Here is a 23367-nt window from a genome sequence, read left to right as displayed (position 1 = left end):
TCAATCAGGGCTGCTTCGATACTACAATGGAATCACGTAACACCAACAGCCCTTCCGGTCCCATGTTGAACAGTAAATCCACAATACTCATATTCGGAAGAAATCCGTGCTTGCCCTGAAAAACCTGATAATAGGGTTTCGGGGAGAAGGACGGATCTTCTCCTTCATGTTTCGGCCGGATGATCTCACGGAAATCGTTCGGCACTTCGGACTGGTATTCTTCCGTATAAATAACATTCGGATGCAGGTCAAGCAGGCGACAGATCAACTGACGCAATTCCTCATTGTAATCGAATAGGAACTCATATTTTTTCTCGTAAAAAGGAGCGAAGTCCTCTTCGTAATATTCGAAAAACGGACTCATATTATAAGCCGAAACCAAAGCATTCCAATGCAGGTGACGCCAGTTCCCATGATCGGAGATACGGATGTCCTTGGTCGGACACTTCAACGTGTCCGGCTTCACGATGGGGATAGATAAAGCTAACGGACCGTTGGCGGCGGCAATGGTACAACGGTTCCGGAAGGTTTGCTTGAGGTAGTTTTCAGCTGTTTCCAAGTGTACTTCCGGATATTGGAACAGTTTGCAATATTGCTGGACCGGCCCCAAATAGGTAGTAGAAATATAAACGGGTTGCATCATTCAGTTTACGGGTTTAAAGATTCGTTGTTTGTCACGGCTGAACCAACATAACCAGGCATTTCCGATGATATGGTCACGCGGAACAAAGCCTAAATGGCGGGAATCGACCGATTCGTTTACATTGTCGGAAAGCATCCAGTAATAATCTTGTTCGAAGAAGAAAAACGCAGTTTCCCTTCCATCTAAATATAGCTTTCCGTCACGAAAAACAGCCTTTTCTCCGGCCTCGGCCAATATCGCTTCCTTGCAAGCGACAAGGGCAGCTTCATCCAGGCGGTATGCCCGGCCTTTACGGGGAACAACCAGCTTGTACGGAGCAGACTGATTCCGGATAAAATGAATATTCATCTCTTCCGTCAGTTCTTCACGCAATTGATATTCTTCGAAAGAAGTCAGGGAAAAAGAAAAACCGAACGTCTCGCTCTTCCAGTTCCGCACAGGTATGCTCAACTTTTGCAGCGCTTTCAGGAAATCGGCGGCACTCTTCTGGGTAATGAAACAGGTGTTAAGCGCACGAGGAGAGTGAGGTAGCAGCTTCCCGTTCACCTCATACCCGTCGCCACTCACCAAGATAGTATCCCCAGGCATACCGATACAACGGCTCAATAACAATGGGTTACTCACCGTGTCTTTCAGGAGCGGACTGGTAAACAGCACGACCTTGTTCCGTCCCGGATTTCCTTCAAGCGGCAATTTATTTACCAAGATATAATCGCCTTGATGCAATGCATCTTCCATCGCACTCGTTGATATCCGGTAAGATTCGATACAGAAACGGCGGACAGGTATAACAATGAGAAAGGCGATAACAATCGTTACCACCCAACTCACGTAGAGGCGACTTTTACGTCCACCCGCCCCGTTTATGTTATTATGAATCTTTTTCCCCATAGAAATTTGCTTAATCCGGGTGTACCCAACGGAACATACGGTTCCAGCGAATACCGCCGTCAAACAAGCTACGATCCTTATCCAGTGACAGCCAGATCATGATCGGCTTACCTACGATATGGTCTTCCGGCACGAAACCCCAGGAACGGCTGTCGGCACTGTTGTGGCGGTTGTCACCCATCATCCAGTAATAATCGTATTTGAACGTATAGGTCGTTTCCGGCTTGCCGTTGATGTAAACCTTACTATCCTTTACTTCCAATTTATTATGTTCATAATTGACGATACAGCGTTTATAAAGGGCTATATTACGTTCCGTCAACGGGATCGTGGTTCCCTTCTTCGGGATCCATAGTGGTCCGTAATTGTCACGACTCCATCCGGTCTGGTAGTCAACCGGATAATAGGAATCGGTTCCTACGGGATCCGGTTCGAGAACCACACGTTTCACGACCGGAAGTTTTTTAGCTACTTCCAATGTCTTTTGAGTCAGCGGGAAATGGTAAATCGGGTTATACTGCCCGTTGGCATTCGGCTGAATATTCAACATAGACATATATTGGGGATTATAGCTTCCATCGATCAATACACGGTCGGCTTTGCTGACATCCAGTAAACGGAACTGCTCCTCACTCAACATGGAGCCATCCGTCTCGACGAAGTAGTTAAGCTGCATCTTTTCCGGATTCTTGGCAGCAACACCATCGATGTAGACCTGGTTGTCACGAATCTCGATCGTGTCGCCCGGCATACCGATACACCGTTTGACATAATTCTCTCGTTTATCAACAGGGCGATAGATCACATCACCGAAATCCGCTTTATTCAACAGGATGGCTTCCCGTCCGTATTGTTCTACCAAATGATAATAATCCGGATTCTGAACTTTTAGTGCAACCGTATCGCCGGCAGGGAAGTTGAACACCACAATATCATTCCGTTTCACATGACCGAGGCCTTTCACCCGTTTGTAGTCCCATTCCGGCCAGTCCAAATATGACTTGCAGTTGAAGAAAGGTAATGTGTTTTGTACCAGAGGGAAAGCGACCGGCGTATTCGGCACGCGCGGTCCATAGCTGAGCTTACTCACAAACAGATAGTCACCCACTAACAAGGACTTCTCCAGCGAGGAACTGGGAATCTGGTAATTCTGGAAAATAAAGATATTGATGAAATAGACGGCAACCAATGCAAACAGGATATCATCCACCCATTCCAACACATTACGTACCTGCGGATTCTTGGTACGTTTCCAGGCTCCCCAAGGGATATACCCGGTCAGAAAAATATCGACAAGGACAATCAGGCCCAACAACAACCAGGCATTCTGCATCCAAAGCGTGAAAAGCAGGTAGAGAACGGCTGCTATGCTGAATTTAATCCATTGTTTCTTGGAAAACTTCTTCATTTGTTTCTGTTATTAATTAAAATTTAAGCATATCATCCATTCCGAGGAAACCTTTCTTTCCAGCAGTAAATTCGGCGGCAATAACAGCGCCCAAGGCAAATCCGGCACGACTCTTCGCATCGTGCTTGATGCTGATCGTGTCGACATCCGACTCGTATGTGATTTCGTGGATACCCGGAACTTCTCCTTTACGAATGGCATGGATAGGTATATCGGTTGTTTTCTCAGCCGTTTCCAAAGTCCAGCGGTCTTTACGATCCACGTTTTCAATGATTCCTTCCGCCAGTGTGATAGCTGTTCCGCTAGGAGCATCCAATTTATGGATATGGTGAGTTTCCATCATTTTGATATCGTAAGCGGAGAAATTATTCATAATCTTTGCCAGATATTTGTTGATAGCGAAGAATATATTTACACCGATGCTGAAATTGGAGGCATAGAAAAAAGTTTTACCCTCTTTTTCGCACATATCTTTGACTTGCCCAATCTTGTCAAGCCATCCTGTCGTACCGGAAACAACCGGAATGCCTGCTGCAAAACATTGCATATAATTGTTGAATGCTGTAGCCGGAGTCGTAAACTCGATCGCGACGTCAGCACTCTTGAATTTGTCGGAGTGTATTTCTTCAGGGTTATTGATATCTACGATAGACACGATTTGGTGTCCTCTTCCAAGTGCTATCTGCTCGATAGTTTTTCCCATCTTTCCGTAACCGATAAGTGCAATCTTCATACTTATATATTTAACTTTCAATTTTAATTTTTCAACTTTCAACTGATAACGTGCTGCAAATATAAAGAATAATGCTTAGATTTGGGACATAAATCTTAACTCTGAAAAAAGATGGAACGTTTATTACATTATGTTTGGAAATACAAACTTTACGCGGCCACACCATTGATAACAACAGAGGGACGTCCCGTCCAGGTAATCGATCCCGGAATGCAGAATACGGATGCAGGTCCCGATTTTTTCAATGCGAAGATCAAAATAGACGGAACGCTATGGGTAGGAAGTGTCGAAATTCATGATAAATCTTCCGACTGGCTGCTCCATCATCATGATACGGATAAGGCATACGACTGTGTAATCCTTCACATTATAGGCTTTAATGATTTCCAGCCAGTTCGAACGAACGGAAACCCGATTCCACAAATGCTCCTGACTGTTCCGGAAAATATTCTCCGCAGTATAGACTGGCTGCTTTACCGGGAGGCGGCTCTTCCGTGCCTCGATCACATAACCGGGATCGCTCCTTTGCATATAGCCTGTTGGATGGAAGCCTTGCTAAGCGAGCGGCTGGAACGGAAAACACATGACATATTCCTCCTTTTGGATGCGTATCAGACAGACTGGAATGAAGTTTTTTATATTACTTTAACCCGAAACTTCGGCTTTGGTGTGAATAATGATGCTTTTGAAAGGCTGGCAAAGAGCTTGCCGCTTCGTTGCATTCAAAAACAGCGGAACAGCCATTCGCAGATAGAAGCAATGCTTTTCGGACAGGCAGGAATGTTAGAGGAGGAAAACGACGATCATTACTACCGCTTGTTGCAACGGGAATACGATTTTTTACGCCATAAGTTCGGCCTGTCACCAATGGAAGATTTCGTATTTAAGAACCTACGGACACGGCCTGTCAACTTTCCGTATCTGAAAGTGGCACAGTTAGCCGCACTTTGGGTACGGTACGACACTCTGTTTTCTGCCATTCTTGAAGCCAGGAGCACCGGAGAGATCAAAAAGTATTTCAGGATTCCTCCATCCGGTTATTGGGAGACACATTATCATTTCCGGTATGCTTCTCCCCGAAAGGAAAAGACCATAGGCGAAAACGCCCTGAACATCCTACTGATAAACACGGTCGTTCCGATGCTCTTTGCCTACGGCCTACATAACAAACGTCCCGAATATTGCGAACGTGCTACCCGCCTTTTAGAAAGTATTCCTCCGGAAAAGAACACCATCGTCACCACCTTCTACAACGCCGGTATCACCGTCCGCCACGCTGGCGACAGCCAGGCTTTGATCCAATTAAAACGCGAATATTGCGAAAAGAAGAAATGTTTGTATTGCAGGATCGGGTTCAGGATGTTAAAAACGACAATCGGACAAAAGTCCGTTTAAATGCAAAGATTGATTAATGACAGGATACCCTACTAATTTTCACCGGATTTTTCCCTATTTTTGCACGTGTTTATCGAATGTATTTGAAATAGACATAAATGGATACTAAATATATACGAAATTCATTCCGCCTGTTGTATGGAATGCTGCTGTTGACTGTCATTTATTCGTGTGCCAATATCGGTAGTCCGAACGGAGGACCCTATGATGAAACACCTCCCAAATTCGTAAGCAGTACACCGGTCCCAAATCAGATTAATTATACAGGTAAAAAGATAGAAATCCTCTTTGACGAGCTGATCCAGATCGAGAAACCTTCGGAGAACGTGATTATCACTCCGCCCCAGATGGAACTACCGGTTATCCGCTCTGCCGGAAAGAAGGCGGTGATCGAATTGAAAGACACGTTGAAACCTAACACGACCTACACGATCGACTTCACCAATTCCATCTCCGACAATAATGAGAAAAACGTGTTCGAAAACTTCTCTTTCGCTTTCTCTACCGGAGACATCATCGACACACTCGAAGTTTCGGGAGTCTTGCTGAATGCCGAGAATCTAGAACCGATGCCAGGCATTACGATCGGCCTGCACAACAATTTGGAAGATTCCGCATTCGTGAAACTCCCGTTCGTCCGTACTTCCCGTACGAATGACAAAGGGCAGTTCACGATTCGTAATATCACTCCTGGAACCTATCATATTTTTGCCTTAAACGATGTGAACCGCGACTATAAATTCGACCAACCCGGCGAAGACATCGCTTTCTTGGATTCCGTCATCGTCCCTTCCTTCGAACTGACGACCCGGCAGGATACGACCTGGAAAGACAGCCTGACGATCGATACGATCCGGACGGTCGGTTACACCCGTTTCTTCCCGGACAACATCGAACTCCGCCTGTTCAAGGAGAAATTCAAACGCCAGTATATGGTAAAGCCCGAACGCCCGGACGAGAAATATTTTACGCTGCGTTTCAATACGAAGCTGGACACCGTACCGGTGCCTGTCCCCATCAATTTCACCCCGGAAGACAGTACCTGGTATTTTGTGCAGCAGACGGAAGGCGGCGCGGCCGTTAACTACTGGCTTGCCGATTCGACCGTCTGGAAGCAGGACACTCTGCAGGTGCAGGTCTCCTATCCGAAGAGCGACTCCCTGAACATCCTGCGCCCGCAAACCGACACGGTCCAACTGGTATTGCGCCGCCGTCCGGCAGAAAAGAAAAAGAAGAAAAAGAAAGACGAACCCGATCCGATCGTGTTCTTAGGCATGCAAGTAGACGCTCCCAGTTCGATGGACTTGTTCGATACGATATCCGTAACCTTCAACGAACCGGTATTGGATATCAACAAAGAGATGTTCTTCCTCGACCAAAAGATCGATACCGTTTGGAATACGGTAGATTTCGACTTCTTCCCCGATTCGACTAACAGCCTGAACTATTTTATCAGACGTCCGTGGAAGTATGGGGAAGAATACCGCATCGAAGTGGACTCCGCCGCCATCCACAGCCTTTACGGGAAGTGGAACGACTTCTTTACCGGTGAGTTCAAAATCAAGAAAGAAGACGAATACGGCCATCTCTATCTCAATATCAACGGTGTGGACACGACTGCTTTCGTCGAATTGCTCAGTAGTGGAGACGCCCCTGTCCGCAAAGCGAAAGTAAAAGACGGCGGAGTACTCTTCATGGACTTGAAGCCCGATAAGTATTATGCCCGTATCGTGATCGACACAAACGGCAACGGAGTGTGGGATACCGGTAATTATATCGAAAAGCGACAGCCCGAAGAAGTTTATTATTCTCCCAAAATGTACGAGATCATGCAGAACTGGCAGGTCGAAGAGACATGGAATGTCAACTCCACCCCGCTGGCCAAGCAAAAGCCTCTTGAGATAACGAAGAATAAGCCGAAGGAAGCAACCAAGAAGAAAAGAAACTACAAAGATGAAAGTCAACAATCATCGCCAAGGAATAATAGCGGCGGCAACATGGGAATGCCGTTCTGACATCGTCCGCCTGTGGCTGATATTTTTGCTATTGCTATCGGCCGTGTGTGCGAAAGCGCAGGAAATCCCAGTCCGCCACAGGTTCAGCCCCGGCGAGGAAGTGCAGTATGAGTTATACTTCAAATGGGGCCTTCTGATGCCCCGTGCAGGCCACGCCACCCTTTCCATCCGCGACGCGGAATACGAGGGCGAGCCGTCCTATCACTACCGGCTTATCTTCCGTACCTCCGGCATTATCGAAAAGGTCTATAAGATGCGAGATACGATCGATTGCCATTTTACCCCCGACATGCTGCTTCTACGGAGTGAGAAGCGGGTAAACGAGAATGACTATTATCTGATAGACGACATCCGTTTCTCCTACGACCGGAAGAAGATACTCGCTCATTCCCACCGTTATACGCCCACCCGCACGAAGATCGACACGATGCTCGTGACGGAAGACCCACACATGTTCGACATGCTGGGAGCAACGATGTATCTGCGTTCCCTGGACTGGGACAAGATGAAAAGCGGTGAGAGCTTCCCTTTCCAAGTGGCGATCGGACGCGAACGCATCAACATCAGTTTCCGCTATACCGGGCAGCAGATCGTTGAACGAAGTGAGACGTTGAAGTACAGAACCCGCCATTTCTATATCGACATCTACGACGACGCCTTTACCCAAAGCAAGGAAGCCGCCGAGATCTGGATCGGCGACGACGAGAACCATATCCCGATCAAGATACGCGCCAAACTGAAGATCGGTGCGGCCGAAGTCTATTATAAGTCCTCCAAAGGCTTGCGCTATCCGCTCACTTCGCGGGTAGAAATCAAGAGACGGTAATTCTTAAGGCTTTACAGGTAAAGAAACCGTGAAGCAGGTTTCCCGGTAAGGTAGCGAAGCCACCGACAATTCTCCTCCATGCATCCGTATGATCTGCCGGGAAAGGCTCAACCCAATGCCGCTTCCCGTAGCCTTGGTGGTGAAGAAGGGGACGAAGATATCTTCTATCAGGTCGGAAGGGACGCCAGGACCGTTGTCCGTCACCCGGATAAGCAATTGATTCTTCTCCGTATCGACTTCCATACGGATCTTTCCATCCGCCTGCCCTTCGAGTGCCTGCATAGCGTTCTTCAGCAGGTTGATCAAGACTTGTGACAGCAGCTTTTCGTCTGCATGGACCGTTATCTCCGGCTGGAACAGCACGAGGGAGAAATCAATATGCTGCCGTTGCATATCCGGCAAGTACAGAGTTTGCAGGTTTTGCAGCAGATACGTGAGCGGGAATGGCTCAGGCTCCGGCTGCTTCAGGTAAGCGAACTGCCGGTACGATTCGGTGAAATGCATCAGGGTTTGCCCCTGGCTTTTGATGGTATCCAATCCCCGTATCGTCTTGCGGATGGTGGCATCGGTGATCTCCCCGCTGCTTTTCGGCGCGTCTTTCGTCCGGAAATAAGAAAGGAGCGTGCCGGAGAGGGAGACGACCGGAGCGATGGAGTTCATGATTTCGTGTGTCAGGACATGCATCAGCTTATCCCACGATTCATATTCCTTGCAATGCAGTTCGCGGTCGAACGCCTTCCGTCTGTTCTCGGTCATCAACATGTGTATGCGGTTGAAGGCGGCATGCAGGCGACGCTGTTCCCGGCTTCCGATGTCTTCGGGGAAATAGAGCATCGATTCGTCGTCCTCGATGGCATCCAGGAAAAGCTGTATCCTCCGGTTCGAAGCGTTGAGATAATAGACAAGGAGACTGATCAGCCACGCTGCGATAAAGAGGGCCACGAAACCCAGTATGACTGCCCGCCCCGTAACGATGCCGGCCACGCCCAAGCCCGCCACCAGTACGATGGCAACCACTTGCAAAAGAATGCGTATGTATAGACGGGCACTGAACATATCGGCGGGGGATCAGAGGTTGAAACGCTTCATCTTATTATACAAAGTCTGCCGGCTCACGCCCAACTGCTCTGCCGCAGCCGTCAGGTTCCCTTCATTCTGGGTGATAGCCGCCAAGATCGCCTGCCGCTCCACCTCTTCTAAATTGGGTACTTCGCTAAAAGAGAGCGCCTTTCCCGGACGGATAAAGAGGTCGGAGGCACGAATCACATTCTTTTCCGCTAGGATCACCGCCTTCTCGATCGTATGCTGCAATTCCCGGATGTTGCCGGGCCAGTCATAGTTCGCGAGCTTCTCCAACGCCTGCGGATGCAGGATTAGCCCCGGCCGCCCGTAAAGGTCTGTATATTTTTTCAGGAAATAATCGACAAACAGGGCGATATCTTCCCGCCGGTTCCGAAGAGGCGGAATCTCGATCTGTATCGTATTAATGCGGTAGAACAGGTCTTCACGGAAAAGCGACTGAGCCACCATCTCCGGCAGGTTGCGGTTCGTGGCGGCAATCAAGCGTATGTCGACCGGAATCTTCCGATTGCTCCCAAGGCGGGTGACCTCGCGATTCTGCAAGGCAGCCAAGAGCTTGGCTTGCAATCCTAACGGCAGGTTTCCGATCTCGTCGAGAAACAGTGTGCTCCCGTGTGCCGCCTCGAACTTCCCCGGACGGCTCTCGCGCGCATCCGTAAAAGCGCCTCGTTCATGCCCGAACAACTCGCTTTCGAACAGCGACTCGCTGACGGCTCCCATATCCACGTTGACCATCTCTCGGCCGCTGCGGAGCGAAAGGCGGTGTATCTCACGTGCTAGCATCTCCTTACCTGTACCGTTCTCTCCGGTGATCAGGACATTGGCGTCTGTCTTAGCTACTTTTGTCACCACTTTGATCAGTTTCATCATCACGGGAGAATGCCCGATAATCATAGCCGGCTCACTCGGCCTCTCCACTGGATGCACCAGCTGACTGGATTTCCGTTCGCGCAGGGCGGCACGTATCTTCCCGATCAGGTTATCGTTGTCCCAGGGCTTCAATACAAAATCGGCTGCCCCACCCTTCAACGCCCTAACTACCAACTCGACATCCCCGTAGGCAGTCAGCATGATAACAGGAAGTTCCGGTGCGATCTCCCGTATGCGACGGAGCCAGAAAAGCCCTTCATTACCAGTATTAACTCCGGCAGAGAAATTCATATCCAACAGGACAAGATCAACCGGCCGACTGTCCAGGACCGAAAGGATACTGTTCGGGTTCGAGGCAGTCTCCACCCCTTCGAACTCATCTTCCAGAAGCAGTTCGAGAGAGGTCAGTACGCTTTTGTTATCATCAACGATCAGGATAGTTCCGGCTTGCATAAGATCTTTTTCCGGTAAAGTTATCCGCTTCCCCGTTACCTTGCAAGCGAGCGTCAAAATATTTGACACTTTTGGATTATTATTCTGCACGAACCATTTTTTCCTTGCATCGAGTTATCAGGCACTTGCTTCAAATTATCGTTTATCCGGTCTTTCATTCGATGAAGCCTGTTGTTCAATTCGATATTTCTTGCTGAAAAAAATTGCCTCTTCAGATTATTTTCCATATCTTTCGTTTTTCATATTTATAAAGGGATAGAGCGTACAATAGAAAACAAAAATGGATATCAACCTTGAGTCAAAATATCTGGAAGAACTTGGAAAGGGGGATCATAAAGCCTTCGATATGCTTTACATCCAATACAGTCCAAGACTAAAGCACTTCTTAACAGGTTTCATAAAGAATCGGGATGAAGCGAGCGACATGACCCAAGATATCTTCTATAAAATCTGGACCAACCGGGAAACGATCTCAAAAGTAGATTCTTTTAAGGCCTATCTCTTCCGCATGGCCCGCAACATGATCTATGATTATTACGAACACAGCCTGATCGAAGAAAACTACCAGCAAAAAGAGCAAAGAAGATCGACCTACGACGATCTGATAGAAGAAGAACTCTACGCCAGGGAGCTATCGCTGCTCATTGACATTGCTGTCGAGAAGATGCCGCCTCAACGCCGGAACATCTTTATTATGAGCCGGAAAGATGGCCTGAGCAATGAAGAAATCGCCCAACGGCTGAATATCAGCAAACGGACAGTAGAAAACCACATGACACAAGCCCTTGCCGAATTGCGGAAGATCGCATATTCCACTTTGCTGCTTTTTTTCTGAAAAAAATGCACTTCCGGCTGTGTGTGCTTCCCCACTCATCCGTTAGCTATAATATAAAGACGAAAAATGGGCAAAAGAAACATACATATATTAATAGAGAAATTTTTCGAGAACGACCTGTCCCCGGAAATACAGAAGAAGTTCCATGCCTGGCTGCTTGACCGGAATTTTCAGGAAGAGAAAGAAAAGGCGATGGTTACTTTATGGGAAGAGAAATCTGCCGTGGCAAACGAATCCACTTTCCAGGAATTATCCCGACTACATAAGCGGATCGAAGCATCCGATCGGATGCTTCACAAGCCAATTGGCTTATATATCAAGAGAATTGCCGCCATACTACTTTTGCCGTTGCTTGGTGCTTTCGGTACCTATTATTATCTGACAAAAGTAAATCCGGTTGTGGAAGAAGCTCAATTGAAAGAATGTTTCGTCGCAAATGGAGAACAGAAACAAGTAAAACTGCCCGATGGGACGAAAGTTTGGTTGAACTCCGGTTCTTTACTGGTCTATGACAAACATTTCAGGGGAAAAAGACGTCTCCTGTTCCTCAACGGGGAAGCCCGCTTCCAAGTCGCCAAAGATCCGACAAAACCCTTTTTGGTCAAAACCGCCCATATGACGGTCAAAGCACTCGGCACCGTATTCAATCTAAACGCTTATTCAGACCAGGATGTTACGATTGCCACGTTGGAAGAAGGGAAAATCCAAGTCTATCCCTGTTTGAAGCAAGACACAAGCCTGATTTTATCGCCAGACGAACAAATCATCTACAATCACCGCCTGGAAACACTGGCACTCAATACTGTCGACGCCGGACGCGTGATGCAATGGACCGACGGGTATCTGATATTCCAGACGGCCTCGTTCGACCAGATCGTAAAGACCATCGAACGTAAATTCGATGTAACGATCAATTACGAGACGGAACGGTTCGCCGGCAGAAGCTTTACAATGAAGTTTAATCCTGACGAGGGCCTGAAACAAGTACTGGAAGTCATGAAAGAGATGATAAAAGGACTGAACTACAAAATAAAAGAGGACAAAGTGTACATAAACTAAAAAAGAGGAGATACTAATATGAAAAAAAGAACCGGGAAGATGACGCCAATCAGATCTCCCCGGCTTGAAATCGAGCAACACCATTCATTCTAACTAATTATCCGGCAGGATAAAAATCATGCATAGTATTTACTTAAATATCTAATTTTACAAAAATATGGAATTAAACCTGAAAACACAACAGAATAAGCTAATTAGTTTATTCCGCGTTTCGTTAATGTTTTTTCTTTTCTTTTTTGTGCAACAGACAGTTGCCAGTAGCCAGTCGATCACACTGCCATCCCACAACATCACAATCAAAGATGCTTTCTCCGAAATAGAGAAACAAACAGGTATGTCGGTCGACTATGATGAGTCGGTCATTAATCTGAATAAACAGGTCAATGCCTCTGTTAACAATAAATCTTTGAATGAAACACTCGCACTGATCCTGAAAGAGAGCGGATGCACATTCGTCATCCGGAACAATCACATCATCATCTCTGCCCAAACGGTTCAACAGCAACAGAAGCAAGTGACGATTTCCGGTACGGTAAGTGACAATTTAGGCCCTATTGCCGGTGCTAATGTGGTAGAAAAAGGCACAACCAACGGGATCATCACAGATATGGACGGCAATTATACCCTCTCGGTTCCCCAGGGAGCGGTGATCCAGTTTTCCTATATCGGATACGTGACCAAAGAGATTACAGTCGATAGCCAGAAGAACATCAACGTGCAGTTGGCGGAAGACGCACAGAAGCTGGACGAAGTCGTCGTCGTCGGTTATGGGACGGCCAAGAAAAGCGACCTAGCCGGGTCTGTTGTCCGTGCCGATCTGGGAACTTTGCAGGAATCACCGAATATCAGCTTGGGTTCGGCATTACAGGGGACGGTTCCCGGACTGAACGTAAGCTCGGTATCTGAAGCCGGTAAAGATCCGGATATGTCTATCCGCGGCCGTACGTCCATCAGTGGCGGTAACAGTCCGTTGATCGTTCTGGACGGCATCATTTTCCGTGGGAACATGGTCGATATCAATATGAACGATGTCGAATCCATCGATATCCTGAAAGATGCAAGCGCCGCCGCCATCTATGGATCGGAAGCCAGCAACGGTGTGATCCTGATCACTTCCAAAACGGGTAAGGTGATGAGTAAACCGACAATCGAATACAGCGGTTCGTTCTCTTACCAGCAACCGACCAACAAAGACATGTATCCCGAAGGACGCGACGGGTTCCTTCGCAAGATCGCAGACCGCTTCCTCGAAGAAAGCCGTATTGGAGACGATATGCTCCAACCGAATCCGAATTGGGATCCGACTTCGCATTTGATGGACCGCAACGCACTGGACGGATATGAAAACGGGACGGAAACCGACTGGTGGAATATGCTGACAAACAAAACCCCTTATATCCAAAATCACAATCTGAGTGTAAGAGGGAAAAACGAATTGAGCAGCTACTTCTTCTCTATGGGTTATACAGATCAGAAGAACCTGGTAATCAACGATACATATAAACGCTACAACATCCGTATCAACATGGATACCAAAATCACGAGCTTCCTGAAAGTAGGTGTACAATCATTCTTCACTGTCAGCGATTATTCAGGTGAATCACCCGATCTGTCTACTGTTGTAGGACTTCCTCCTATTGTTGCGGCAACCGATGAAAACGGCGACTATATTCGCGAACCGTATAAAAACTCCCTGAATCCGTTACTGACTATCCAACAGGATGACACCAACAAGCGTTACAATCTGTTCGGAAACTTCTATGCAGACATTGATTTCCCATTTCTGAAAGGATTGAATTACCGTATGAACTTCTCGCAGAACCTGATCGAAAACAAGATTTACAACTTCAACAAATGGGGAGCGAACTTTACAGGTTCCGGTTCAAAAGAGAACAACAGCGAGTATAACTGGACAGTCGACAACATCCTGTCGTATAAAAACAAGTTCGGAAAGCATGCAATCAATGCCACTTTCGTATATGGAGTGGAAAAAAGACAGTACGAGATGACAAAGGCAGGAGCAACCAACTTCTCTAATGATATTCTGGGCTACAACAAACTGGACGCAGGGCAGGCAGACTTGCAAACAGCTAAATCAGGCGCATGGACAGAATCCAGCCTGTACACCATGCTGCGTGCCATCTATACGTTCAACGACAAATATATCGTCACCGGAACAGTCCGCCGCGATGGGTTCTCCGGATTCGGGAAAAACCACAAGTTCGGTGTATTTCCCTCCGCTGCTTTGGCATGGCGTATCAGCGAAGAAGACTTCTTCAAAAATAATGTGGACTGGATGGAGAACCTGAAACTGCGCCTCTCTTATGGCCAAAACGGTAACCGTACGGTAGGACGGTATCAGACAATGGCACAGATGGGAGCCGGAGTTGGCTCCGTTAAAGTGGACGACTCGACTGTCAATGCCGGGTACCTGTTTGGAGATGGCGTAAGCGCCGAACAAATGCAATGGATCAAATCGTTGGCCAACGCCGATTTGAAATGGGAAACGACCAATACGTTCAATATCGCCGCCGATTTCAGTGCTTTAAACAGTCGTATTTTCGGTACTGTTGAATATTACACATCGCAAACGAACAACTTGTTATTCAATATCAATATTCCGCAAATGAACGGTCTGGACAAAATCCCGTCCAATATCGGTAAAATGAGCAACAAAGGTTTTGAAATGACCGTAACAGGAATCCCTATAGAAACAAAAGATTTCTCCTGGGATGTCACATTCAACTTCTCCCGTAACCGCAACAAGGTTAAAAGTATTCTGGGAATCGATGCCGACGGTGACGGACGGGAAGACGACCTGATCTCCGATAAGATATTTATCAACCATCCGTATGGAGTTTGTTATGATTACAACATCATCGGCATGTGGCAGATTGCAGACAAACAGAATGGTCTGATTCCCGACGGATTCGAATATGGGACTTATAAAGTGGAAGATGTTAACAACGATGGTAAATATACCGCCGATAAAGACCGAAAGATAATAGGCTATTCCGATCCTGCTTATCGCTTCAGCATCCAGAACTCATTCCGCTACAAAAATTGGGAATTCAAATTCATGATCAATTCCGTACAAGGAGGAAAAAATTATTATTACGGACAGCCGGGCAAAGACCTTGCCAATCCGGATAATATCTACCAGAACAACCTGTTCAACTTCGATTACTGGACACCGGAAAACCCGAACGCACGTTACCGCCAGTTAGGCTATTATACTCAAGCGCTCGGATACACGTTTTCCCCTTATGTACAACGCAGCTTCGTCCGTTTGCAGGATGTTACATTGTCCTATAATGTACCCGCCTCTTTCCTAAGCAAGTTCAAAGTCAACCGGCTGAAACTGTATGTAACAGGAAAGAACCTCCTTACTTTCACCGACTGGGATGGTTGGGATCCTGAAACAGGAACCGGTCTGAACACGAGCAAGTATCCGGTTATGAGAAGCTATTCTATTGGTCTTAATCTTGAATTTTAATTATATATGAATATGAAATCAATCAAATACGGCATTATGCTTTTAGCGGCATTCGCCTCCTTTTCTTCATGCGACGAGCACGACTTTTTGAAGGAAAAACCTCTGGATTTTTATTCGCCGGAGAATTCAATGGAGACAAGCGCTCATTTCCAATCATCGTTAAACTACCTGTATAACCGTGTAAGATATCAGGTTTGCGAGATGACAATGGACACCCGCTTCGCTTTCTATTATGCAACAGATTTTGCTTTCAACGGAACCGATTACTATAAGCCGGCAAAGTTGAATGATTATAAAAACGTGATGGTACCGACTTTTGCCGTACCTAAAGAGGTTTGGAAAGAATCCTACACGGTCATATCCAATGCCAACGTTATTTTAAACCGTTTAACAAATGCCAGCCAGGTAAATGACGAAGATAAAAAGGTAATCAGAGGAGAAGCTTTGGTGTTCAGAGGGTATGCTTACCGTATGCTAGCCAATCTATTCGGAGGCGTCCCTTTGATTCTGGAAGAAATCACGACTCCTCGCCGCGACTATGTACGGGCAAGCCGGGAAGAAGTTTATAAGCAAATCAAACAAGATCTGGAAGAAGCTGTTTCTTTGCTTCCTAATATCGAATCGGTAAAAGACGGAAAGCTAAGTAAGCAGGTCGCACAACACCTGTTGGCAGAAGTCAACATCTGTTTAGGCTTATATGACGAGGCGATACAAGCGGCAAGTGCCGTAATTGACCATCCGGAAATGGCACTTATGACCAACCGTTTCGGTTCACGTCAGAACGAAGCCGGCGATGTCTATTGGGATCTGTTCCGGCTGAACAACCAAAACAGGGGTAGCGGTAACAAAGAAAGTTTATGGGTGCTGCAATATGATTACCTAAATCCGGGTTCCAACACGGACTACAATGCGTCATTCAGCTTTATCCCTTACTACCAGAATATCAAAATAACGGCTAAAAATGAGGCAGGTGAGGAAGTCAATACAACAGCGTTCTTAGGAGTGACGGATGGCAAATGTGGACGTGGTATCGGCTGGATCCAGCCGACCAGCCATTTCTTCAATGATATTTGGTCCAAAGGTTCGGAAAACGACATCCGGAACTCGGAATACAACATCATCCGCGACGTGCGTATCGATAATCCGGAATCTCCGGCTTTCGGGCAATGGCTGGTAAAAGACGGTTATTACAAACAGCTTGACTCGATCCGCCAGTGGTATCCGCTGATGACAAAGATTTCTCGTGTTAACAACTTCCCCGAAGAATTCTACCAGAAAGACGCAAACGGTAATCCTTTGATGACTCCTTTCGGCGAACATCTGGTAATCAACAGTGCGAACGGCTCCTATAAAGACGTTTACTTGTTCCGCCTTGCCGAAACCTACCTACTGAGAGCGGAAGCGTATGTCAACAAGGGTGACCAGGCAAAAGCGGCAGCCGATGTCAATACGGTTCGTAGTCGTGCAAATGCCGATCCGGCACAACCGGCAGAAGTAAACATCGACTATATCCTGGACGAACGCCTACGCGAGTTGTATTGCGAAGAACTCCGCATGCTGACTTTATGTCGTATGGGTAAACTTGCCGACAGGAACCGAAGATATAACCCCAGAACAGGCATGAGTATAGAGGATTATCATAATCTCTGGCCAATCCCCTACTCGGAAATCGAACGGAATGTATATGCCACGATCGAACAAAATCCGGGATATTAATTCATTTTAAATCTTTAAAGTGTCCGGATGAATTGCATATCTTTGCATCTGGACACTTTTTTGTATAATCTTAAAAATACCATGTATATGCGCACTATTTCTTATCTGATCTCATTCTTGTTGCTGGCCGCGTGCACGGGAACACCCTCAAAAGCACCACTCACCTTGTGGTACGACAAGCCTGCCCAAAACTGGGACGAGGCACTCCCCATCGGGAACGGCCGTGCGGGAGCAATGGTTTTCGGAGGAGTTGAGAAAGAACAACTTCAACTGAATGAAAACACGTTATACAGCGGGGAACCGTCAGTCGTTTTCAAAGATGTGAAAATAACACCGGAGATGTTCGACAAAGTTGTCGGGCTGATGAAAGCCGGAAAATACAAGACAGCTTCCGACCTGGTTTGCAAGAACTGGCTGGGACGCCTGCACCAATATTACCAACCGTTCGGAGACCTGCATATCCAAAACAACAAGCCGGGAGATGCTGCCGGATACAAACGGGCATTAAACATCTCGGATGCGGTTGCCACAACAGTCTATAAACAAAACGGAGTGAAATACGAACGGGAAGTATTCGCTTCCCATCCGGACAATGTGATCGTCATGCATCTGAAAAGCGATACACCGAATGGCATCGACATCTCGCTCGATTTCACATCACCTCATCCGACAGCCCAGCAAAAAGGGACTGACGACCGTCTGATCCTGCACGGACAGGCTCCCGGCTATGTGGAACGGCGTACATTCGAGCAAATCGAACAATGGGGCGACCAATACAAACACCCTGAACTCTACGATGCGAACGGCAAACGCAAGTTCGACAAACGGATGCTTTACGGCGACGAGATCGGCGGGAAAGGTATGTTTTTCGAAGCCCAGTTGAAACCGGTCTTCCCTAAAGACGGGAAATGTGAGATTACCGACGCCGGTATCCATATATACAACACGGACGAAGTCTATTTCATACTCAGTATGGCAACAAGTTTCAATGGTTTCGACAAAAGTCCGAGCCGGGATGGTATCGATCCTTCGGCCAAAGCAGCCAGCATTCTGGAAAAAGCCCTTTCCTATGACTATCAGACACTGAAACAACGCCATACGGAAGATTACCGTTCCCTTTTCGACCGAGTCGATTTCGAACTGTTTTCCTCTCCCGAACAAAAGGCGATGCCGACCGACAAACGTCTCGAACAGTTTGCCGGAAACGCCGATCCCGACTTGGCAGCTCTCCTGTTCCAATTCGGACGTTACCTGATGATCAGCGGATCACGTCCAGGCGGACAACCTTTGAACTTGCAAGGAATCTGGAACAAAGACACAATTCCAGCCTGGAACTGCGGCTATACGATCAATATCAACACAGAAATGAACTACTGGCCGGCCGAACTCACCAATCTGTCGGAATGCCAGGAACCTCTTTTCCGAATGATCCGGGAACTGTCTGTCTCCGGTGCCGAAACAGCCCGGAATATGTATAACCGCCGTGGTTGGGTGGCCCATCATAACACATCCATCTGGCGAGAGTCCTTGCCGAACGACAACGTGCCGACAGCTTCTTTCTGGCCGATGGTGCAAGGGTGGTTGTGTAGCCACTTATGGGAACACTACCAGTTCACACAGGATGAAACATTCCTGAAAAACGAGGCCTATCCGTTGATGAAAGGGGCCGCCGAGTTCTTTGCCGACTGGCTGATAGACGATGGCAACGGTCATTTGGTGACTCCGGTAGGTGTCTCTCCGGAAAACCGCTTCATCACGGAAGACGGACAAACGGCAGCCATGAGTATGGGACCGACCATGGACATGGCCATTATCCGGGAAACTTTTACCCGCACGATCGCCGCTTCGGAAATGTTCAATCTGGATGAATCGTTTCGCAATGAATTGAAAGATAAATTAGCACGCCTGTTACCCTATCAAATCGGAAAGCGTGGACAACTACAGGAATGGATATATGACTTCAAGGAATGGGAACCTCAACACCGCCATTTCTCCCACTTGTACGGTTTCCATCCGAGCGACCAGATCACACCGGACAAAACACCGGAACTGTTCAATGCAGTCCGCAAAACACTCGAACTGCGGGGCGACTTGGCTTCCGGCTGGTCGATGGGCTGGAAAATAAACTGCTGGGCACGCTTGTTAGACGGCAACCACGCCTACAAGATCATCGCCAACCTGTTCAATCCTGTCGGATTCGGAAACAGTGCACATAGAGGAGGAGGGCTCTTCCGAAACTTACTGTGTGCACACCCTCCTTTCCAAATCGATGGAAATTTCGGCTATACGGCAGGTGTCGTTGAAATGTTATTGCAAAGCCATGCCGGATACATCCATCTGTTGCCTGCTTTGCCCGATGTATGGGCAGAGGGCTCTGTTTCCGGCCTGAAGGCACGGGGCAACTTCGAGATTACGATGAACTGGAAGAATGGAAAATTGACAGAAGCCAATATCCATTCGCTGTCTGGGAAAAGCTGTACACTTCGTGCCAGACAAGCATTCACGGTCAAATCGAACGGTAGAACCATAGCTACATCCACCCCGGTCCGGTCAAACGGTAAAGAATATTTCCAAGCGACATTCGAAACGCAAAAAGATGGAACATATCTAATCACACAATAAACACGAAGAAATGAAACAAGCATTATCATTGATCGGAGTTTCCTTTTTATCTGTTGTCAGTTCACTGGCAGCAGATAAAAAGCCCAATATCATTCTGATTCTTGCCGACGACATGCGAGCTTCAGGAATGAACTTTTTAGGAAAAGAACAAGTCCAAACGCCCAACCTGGATAAATTGGCAGGAGAAAGTACAGTCTTCACCAACGCCCACATCATGGGTGGTACATCCGGAGCCGTCAGTATGCCAAGTCGGGCCATGCTAATGACCGGAAAATATCTTTATAACCTCGAAAAACAGGGAGCAACAATCCCGAATTCGCACACGATGATAGGTGAAACCCTTCAGAAAGCCGGCTATAATACATTCCATACCGGTAAATGGCATAGTAGCTATGAAGCCCTGAACCGTTGCTTTAAAGAAGGGAAAGCCATCTTTTTCGGAGGCATGTGGGATCACTGGAATGTTCCCTTGTACGATTACCATGCAGATATGAATTACGGAAAACGTCGTCCGGTCATCCATAACCAGGCAAAATCGAACAAAGTAGAATATGAAATAGGAGAATATATGTATTCAGGAAAGCATTCCGTAGATATTTTCACCCATGAAGCCGTCGAATATATTCAACAACAAAAAGATAAAAACCAGCCGTTCTTCTTGTCGGTAGCCTATATGTCTCCCCATGACCCTCGGAGCATGCCGGATGAATACATGCAGCTTTACGACCAGAGCCAAATACAACTTCCACCCAATTTTATGGAAAAGCACCCGTTCGATAACGGAGAATTAGAAATACGTGACGAAATATTGGCTGCTATTCCCCGCCGTCCGGATGAAATCAAAAAACATATCAGGGAATACTATGCCATGATCTCCCATGTAGACAAACGCGTAGGCAACATTATCCAAACTCTGAAAGATAACGGGTTATATGAAAACACAATCATCATATTTGCAGGAGACAACGGGTTGGCAGTCGGACAACACGGCCTGATGGGGAAACAGAATGTATACGAACATAGCGTCGGCGTCCCTTTGATGATCAAAGCTGCCGCACAGCATACCGGTAAAAAGACCGCAGACCTATGTTACTTGATAGACGTATTCCCAACCCTTTGCGACATGCTCCAACTACCTGTACCCCAATCGGTAGACGGTATCAGTCTACTTTCTTCCTTAGATGGGAAAGAGCCTGTCCGCGACTACCTATATTACAGCTATATGGATAATCAACGCGGCATTTCCGATGGAACCTGGAAGTTGATTGAATATCATGTGAATGGGAAACGCACGACCCAGTTATTCAATCTGAAAAACGATCCTTGGGAGAGGAACGATCTCAGCGGACAAAAGAAATACGAAAAAACAATCCAGCGTCTTCGCGAAAAGATGGCTGAAGAGCAGAAGAGGACAAATGATACATCTGTTTTCTGGAATAATTTCAGTTATTAATTATGTTTTCGCGCACACTCCATGTTTATTTAAAAATAAACTTCTACTTTTGTGGTCTGAACACATTATAAACCATCGATATGGATAAGAAAGTAATAACCTTTGGAGAAATCATGCTTAGACTGGCCACTCCAGACTATCTCCGTTTTTGTCAAAGTGATAAATTGAATGCTACCTTTGGTGGCGGTGAAGCTAATGTTGCCGTATCACTGGCAAACTATGGTATTGCAACCGAGTTTGTAACCCGTTTACCTAAAAACGACATTGCGCGTGCTTGCGTAATGGACCTGCGTAAATACGGTGTAGGGACTTCTCACATCGTTTACGGCGGCGACCGTTTGGGTATCTATTTTCTGGAAACAGGTGCGGTAGCCCGTGCCAGCAAAGTCGTCTATGACCGCGCTCACTCGGCTATCTCCGAAATCCAACCGGGAATGGTAAACTGGGAAGAAGTATTCAAAGATGCATCCTGGTTCCACTGGACAGGCATTACACCGGCCATTTCACAGGGTGCGGCAGATGCTTGCCTCGAAGCTATCCAAGTGGCAAACCGTATGGGTATCCCCGTATCATGCGACCTTAATTACCGCAAAAATTTGTGGAAATATGGCAAAACGGCCTCTGAAGTGATGCCGGAACTGGTTGCAGGTTGTGACGTAATCCTTGGTAACGAAGAGGATGCGGAAAAGGTATTCGGCATCAAACCGGAAGGTTTCGACGTAACAGCCACAAACGGCGAAGTAAACGCTGCCGAATTCGAATCCGTTTGCACACAATTGATGGCTAAATTCCCACGTGCAAAGAAAGTGATCATCACACTGCGCGGCGCTATCAATGCAAACCACAATACGTGGGGCGGCGTTCTCTATGCCAACAGCAAACTGTACCAGTCTCGTCGTTACGACATTACTCATATCGTTGACCGTGTAGGTGGTGGAGACTCTTTCATGGGAGGTTTGATCTACGGTCTGCTGACTTATACGACAGACGACCAGAAAGCACTCGATTTCGCTGTCGCTGCATCTTGCTTGAAACACACGATCTACGGCGACTTCAACCAAGTGACAGTCGAAGAAGTTGAAAAGTTGATGAGTGGCGATGCTTCCGGACGAGTTTCAAGATAAGTGACAATTCAATCATAAATTATAATTCAGAAATCATAAATCTTATCATGGCAAGATTCAATAAAATGCAGGTACTCGATGCGATCGTCAGTACAGGGATGGTACCTGTTTACTACAATAAAGATGTAGAAATCGCAAAGCAGGTTGTCAAAGCTTGCTACGAAGGCGGTGTCCGTGCATTCGAATTCACCAATCGCGGTGACTTCGCTCATGAAGTATTTGCCGAACTGATCAAGTTCGCTACAAAAGAATGCCCCGAACTGGTATTAGGCGTCGGATCTATCGTGGATGCCGGAACAGCTTCCCTATACTTGCAATTGGGTGCTAACTTCGTTGTCGGTCCATTGTTCAACCCGGAAATCGCGAAGGTTTGTAATCGTCGCTTGGTCCCATATACACCAGGATGCGGTTCCGTTTCGGAAATCGGTTTCGCCCAAGAAGTAGGTTGTGACCTGTGTAAGATTTTCCCTGCCGGAAACGTAGGCGGACCATCGTTCGTGAAGAACATCAAAGCTCCGATGCCTTGGTCTATGATCATGGCTACAGGCGCCGTAGAACCGACGGAAGAAAATCTGTCGGCCTGGTTTAAAGCTGGCGTGACTTGCGTAGGCATGGGTTCCAAGCTGTTCCCGAAAGAAATGATTGCAGCCGGCAACTGGGAGGCAATATCCACACTTTGTCGCGATGCACTGGCAACTATCAAGAAATATCGTTAAATGATTTCTGAATTATGATTTATGCGCCGATG

The 23367-nt window shown here is 47.0% G+C and carries 17 protein-coding genes; 11 read left to right on the top strand and 6 right to left on the bottom strand.

The annotated features are described in order from the left end of the window. Window positions 1-4: 4 nt before the first annotated feature. The 4 genes from KTG12_RS09415 to dapB are packed head-to-tail and all read right to left on the bottom strand — an operon-like array spanning window position 5 to window position 3675. Complete coding sequence (locus tag KTG12_RS09415; RefSeq protein WP_138273205.1) at window positions 5-640, bottom strand: WbqC family protein; 636 nt, start codon at window positions 638-640, stop codon at window positions 5-7. A 3-nt stretch (window positions 641-643) separates the two neighbouring features. Then, a complete protein-coding gene (gene lepB, locus KTG12_RS09410) occupies window positions 644-1534 on the bottom strand; it encodes a signal peptidase I (protein WP_005633381.1) in 891 nt (296 codons plus the stop codon). Window positions 1535-1544: 10 nt separating this feature from the next. Further along, window positions 1545-2942, bottom strand: coding sequence for a signal peptidase I (lepB, locus tag KTG12_RS09405; protein WP_005633383.1), 1398 nt, complete (start codon window positions 2940-2942; stop codon window positions 1545-1547). Between the two features lie 16 nt (window positions 2943-2958). After that, the gene (dapB, locus tag KTG12_RS09400; protein WP_005649643.1) at window positions 2959-3675 is read right to left on the bottom strand and encodes a 4-hydroxy-tetrahydrodipicolinate reductase; all 717 of its coding nucleotides are present in this window, start codon (window positions 3673-3675) and stop codon (window positions 2959-2961) included. A gap of 111 nt (window positions 3676-3786) precedes the next feature. Between dapB and KTG12_RS09395 the strand changes: the two genes are divergently transcribed. The 3 genes from KTG12_RS09395 (at window position 3787) to KTG12_RS09385 (ending at window position 7911) form a co-directional block, all read left to right on the top strand. Continuing rightward, window positions 3787-5070, top strand: coding sequence for a DUF2851 family protein (locus tag KTG12_RS09395; protein ID WP_022321534.1), 1284 nt, complete (start codon window positions 3787-3789; stop codon window positions 5068-5070). Window positions 5071-5168: 98 nt separating this feature from the next. Beyond that, on the top strand, window positions 5169-7085 hold the full coding sequence (locus tag KTG12_RS09390; RefSeq protein WP_022321535.1) for an Ig-like domain-containing protein: 1917 nt from the start codon (window positions 5169-5171) through the stop codon (window positions 7083-7085). Further along, window positions 7024-7911, top strand: coding sequence for a DUF3108 domain-containing protein (locus KTG12_RS09385; protein WP_005649646.1), 888 nt, complete (start codon window positions 7024-7026; stop codon window positions 7909-7911). Before KTG12_RS09390 ends, KTG12_RS09385 begins: the two co-directional genes overlap by 62 nt. A gap of 3 nt (window positions 7912-7914) precedes the next feature. On the opposite strand, the gene KTG12_RS09380 is transcribed toward KTG12_RS09385, so the two are convergent. Both KTG12_RS09380 and KTG12_RS09375 read right to left on the bottom strand, forming a co-directional pair. After that, a complete protein-coding gene (locus KTG12_RS09380) occupies window positions 7915-8967 on the bottom strand; it encodes a PAS domain-containing sensor histidine kinase (RefSeq protein WP_005633393.1) in 1053 nt (350 codons plus the stop codon). 12 nt (window positions 8968-8979) lie between these two features. After that, on the bottom strand, window positions 8980-10314 hold the full coding sequence (locus KTG12_RS09375) for a sigma-54 dependent transcriptional regulator (RefSeq protein WP_173022994.1): 1335 nt from the start codon (window positions 10312-10314) through the stop codon (window positions 8980-8982). Window positions 10315-10594: 280 nt separating this feature from the next. Between KTG12_RS09375 and KTG12_RS09370 the strand changes: the two genes are divergently transcribed. The 8 genes from KTG12_RS09370 (at window position 10595) to KTG12_RS09335 (ending at window position 23335) form a co-directional block, all read left to right on the top strand. Beyond that, complete coding sequence (locus KTG12_RS09370; protein WP_005633399.1) at window positions 10595-11149, top strand: RNA polymerase sigma-70 factor; 555 nt, start codon at window positions 10595-10597, stop codon at window positions 11147-11149. Between the two features lie 66 nt (window positions 11150-11215). Next, window positions 11216-12208: a FecR family protein gene (locus tag KTG12_RS09365; protein ID WP_022321537.1), complete on the top strand. Its 993-nt coding sequence runs from the start codon at window positions 11216-11218 to the stop codon at window positions 12206-12208. Window positions 12209-12446: 238 nt separating this feature from the next. Then, complete coding sequence (locus tag KTG12_RS09360) at window positions 12447-15704, top strand: TonB-dependent receptor (RefSeq protein ID WP_224204069.1); 3258 nt, start codon at window positions 12447-12449, stop codon at window positions 15702-15704. 12 nt (window positions 15705-15716) lie between these two features. Then, window positions 15717-17420 (top strand): RagB/SusD family nutrient uptake outer membrane protein, encoded by a 1704-nt coding sequence (locus KTG12_RS09355; protein ID WP_022321538.1) that lies wholly within the window; start codon window positions 15717-15719, stop codon window positions 17418-17420. An 87-nt stretch (window positions 17421-17507) separates the two neighbouring features. Continuing rightward, entirely contained in the window at window positions 17508-20042 is a 2535-nt protein-coding gene (locus tag KTG12_RS09350) for a glycoside hydrolase N-terminal domain-containing protein (protein ID WP_138273203.1), read from the top strand. 10 nt (window positions 20043-20052) lie between these two features. Next, window positions 20053-21495: a sulfatase-like hydrolase/transferase gene (locus KTG12_RS09345; protein WP_005633410.1), complete on the top strand. Its 1443-nt coding sequence runs from the start codon at window positions 20053-20055 to the stop codon at window positions 21493-21495. Between the two features lie 80 nt (window positions 21496-21575). Further along, window positions 21576-22619 (top strand): sugar kinase, encoded by a 1044-nt coding sequence (locus KTG12_RS09340; RefSeq protein WP_122115565.1) that lies wholly within the window; start codon window positions 21576-21578, stop codon window positions 22617-22619. A 47-nt stretch (window positions 22620-22666) separates the two neighbouring features. Further along, complete coding sequence (locus KTG12_RS09335) at window positions 22667-23335, top strand: bifunctional 4-hydroxy-2-oxoglutarate aldolase/2-dehydro-3-deoxy-phosphogluconate aldolase (protein ID WP_005633416.1); 669 nt, start codon at window positions 22667-22669, stop codon at window positions 23333-23335. Window positions 23336-23367: the final 32 nt, after the last annotated feature.

Source organism: Parabacteroides sp. MSK.9.14 (assembly GCF_019041495.1).
GTDB lineage: Bacteria > Bacteroidota > Bacteroidia > Bacteroidales > Tannerellaceae > Parabacteroides > Parabacteroides merdae.
This window is presented reverse-complemented; position numbering and strand designations above follow the sequence as displayed.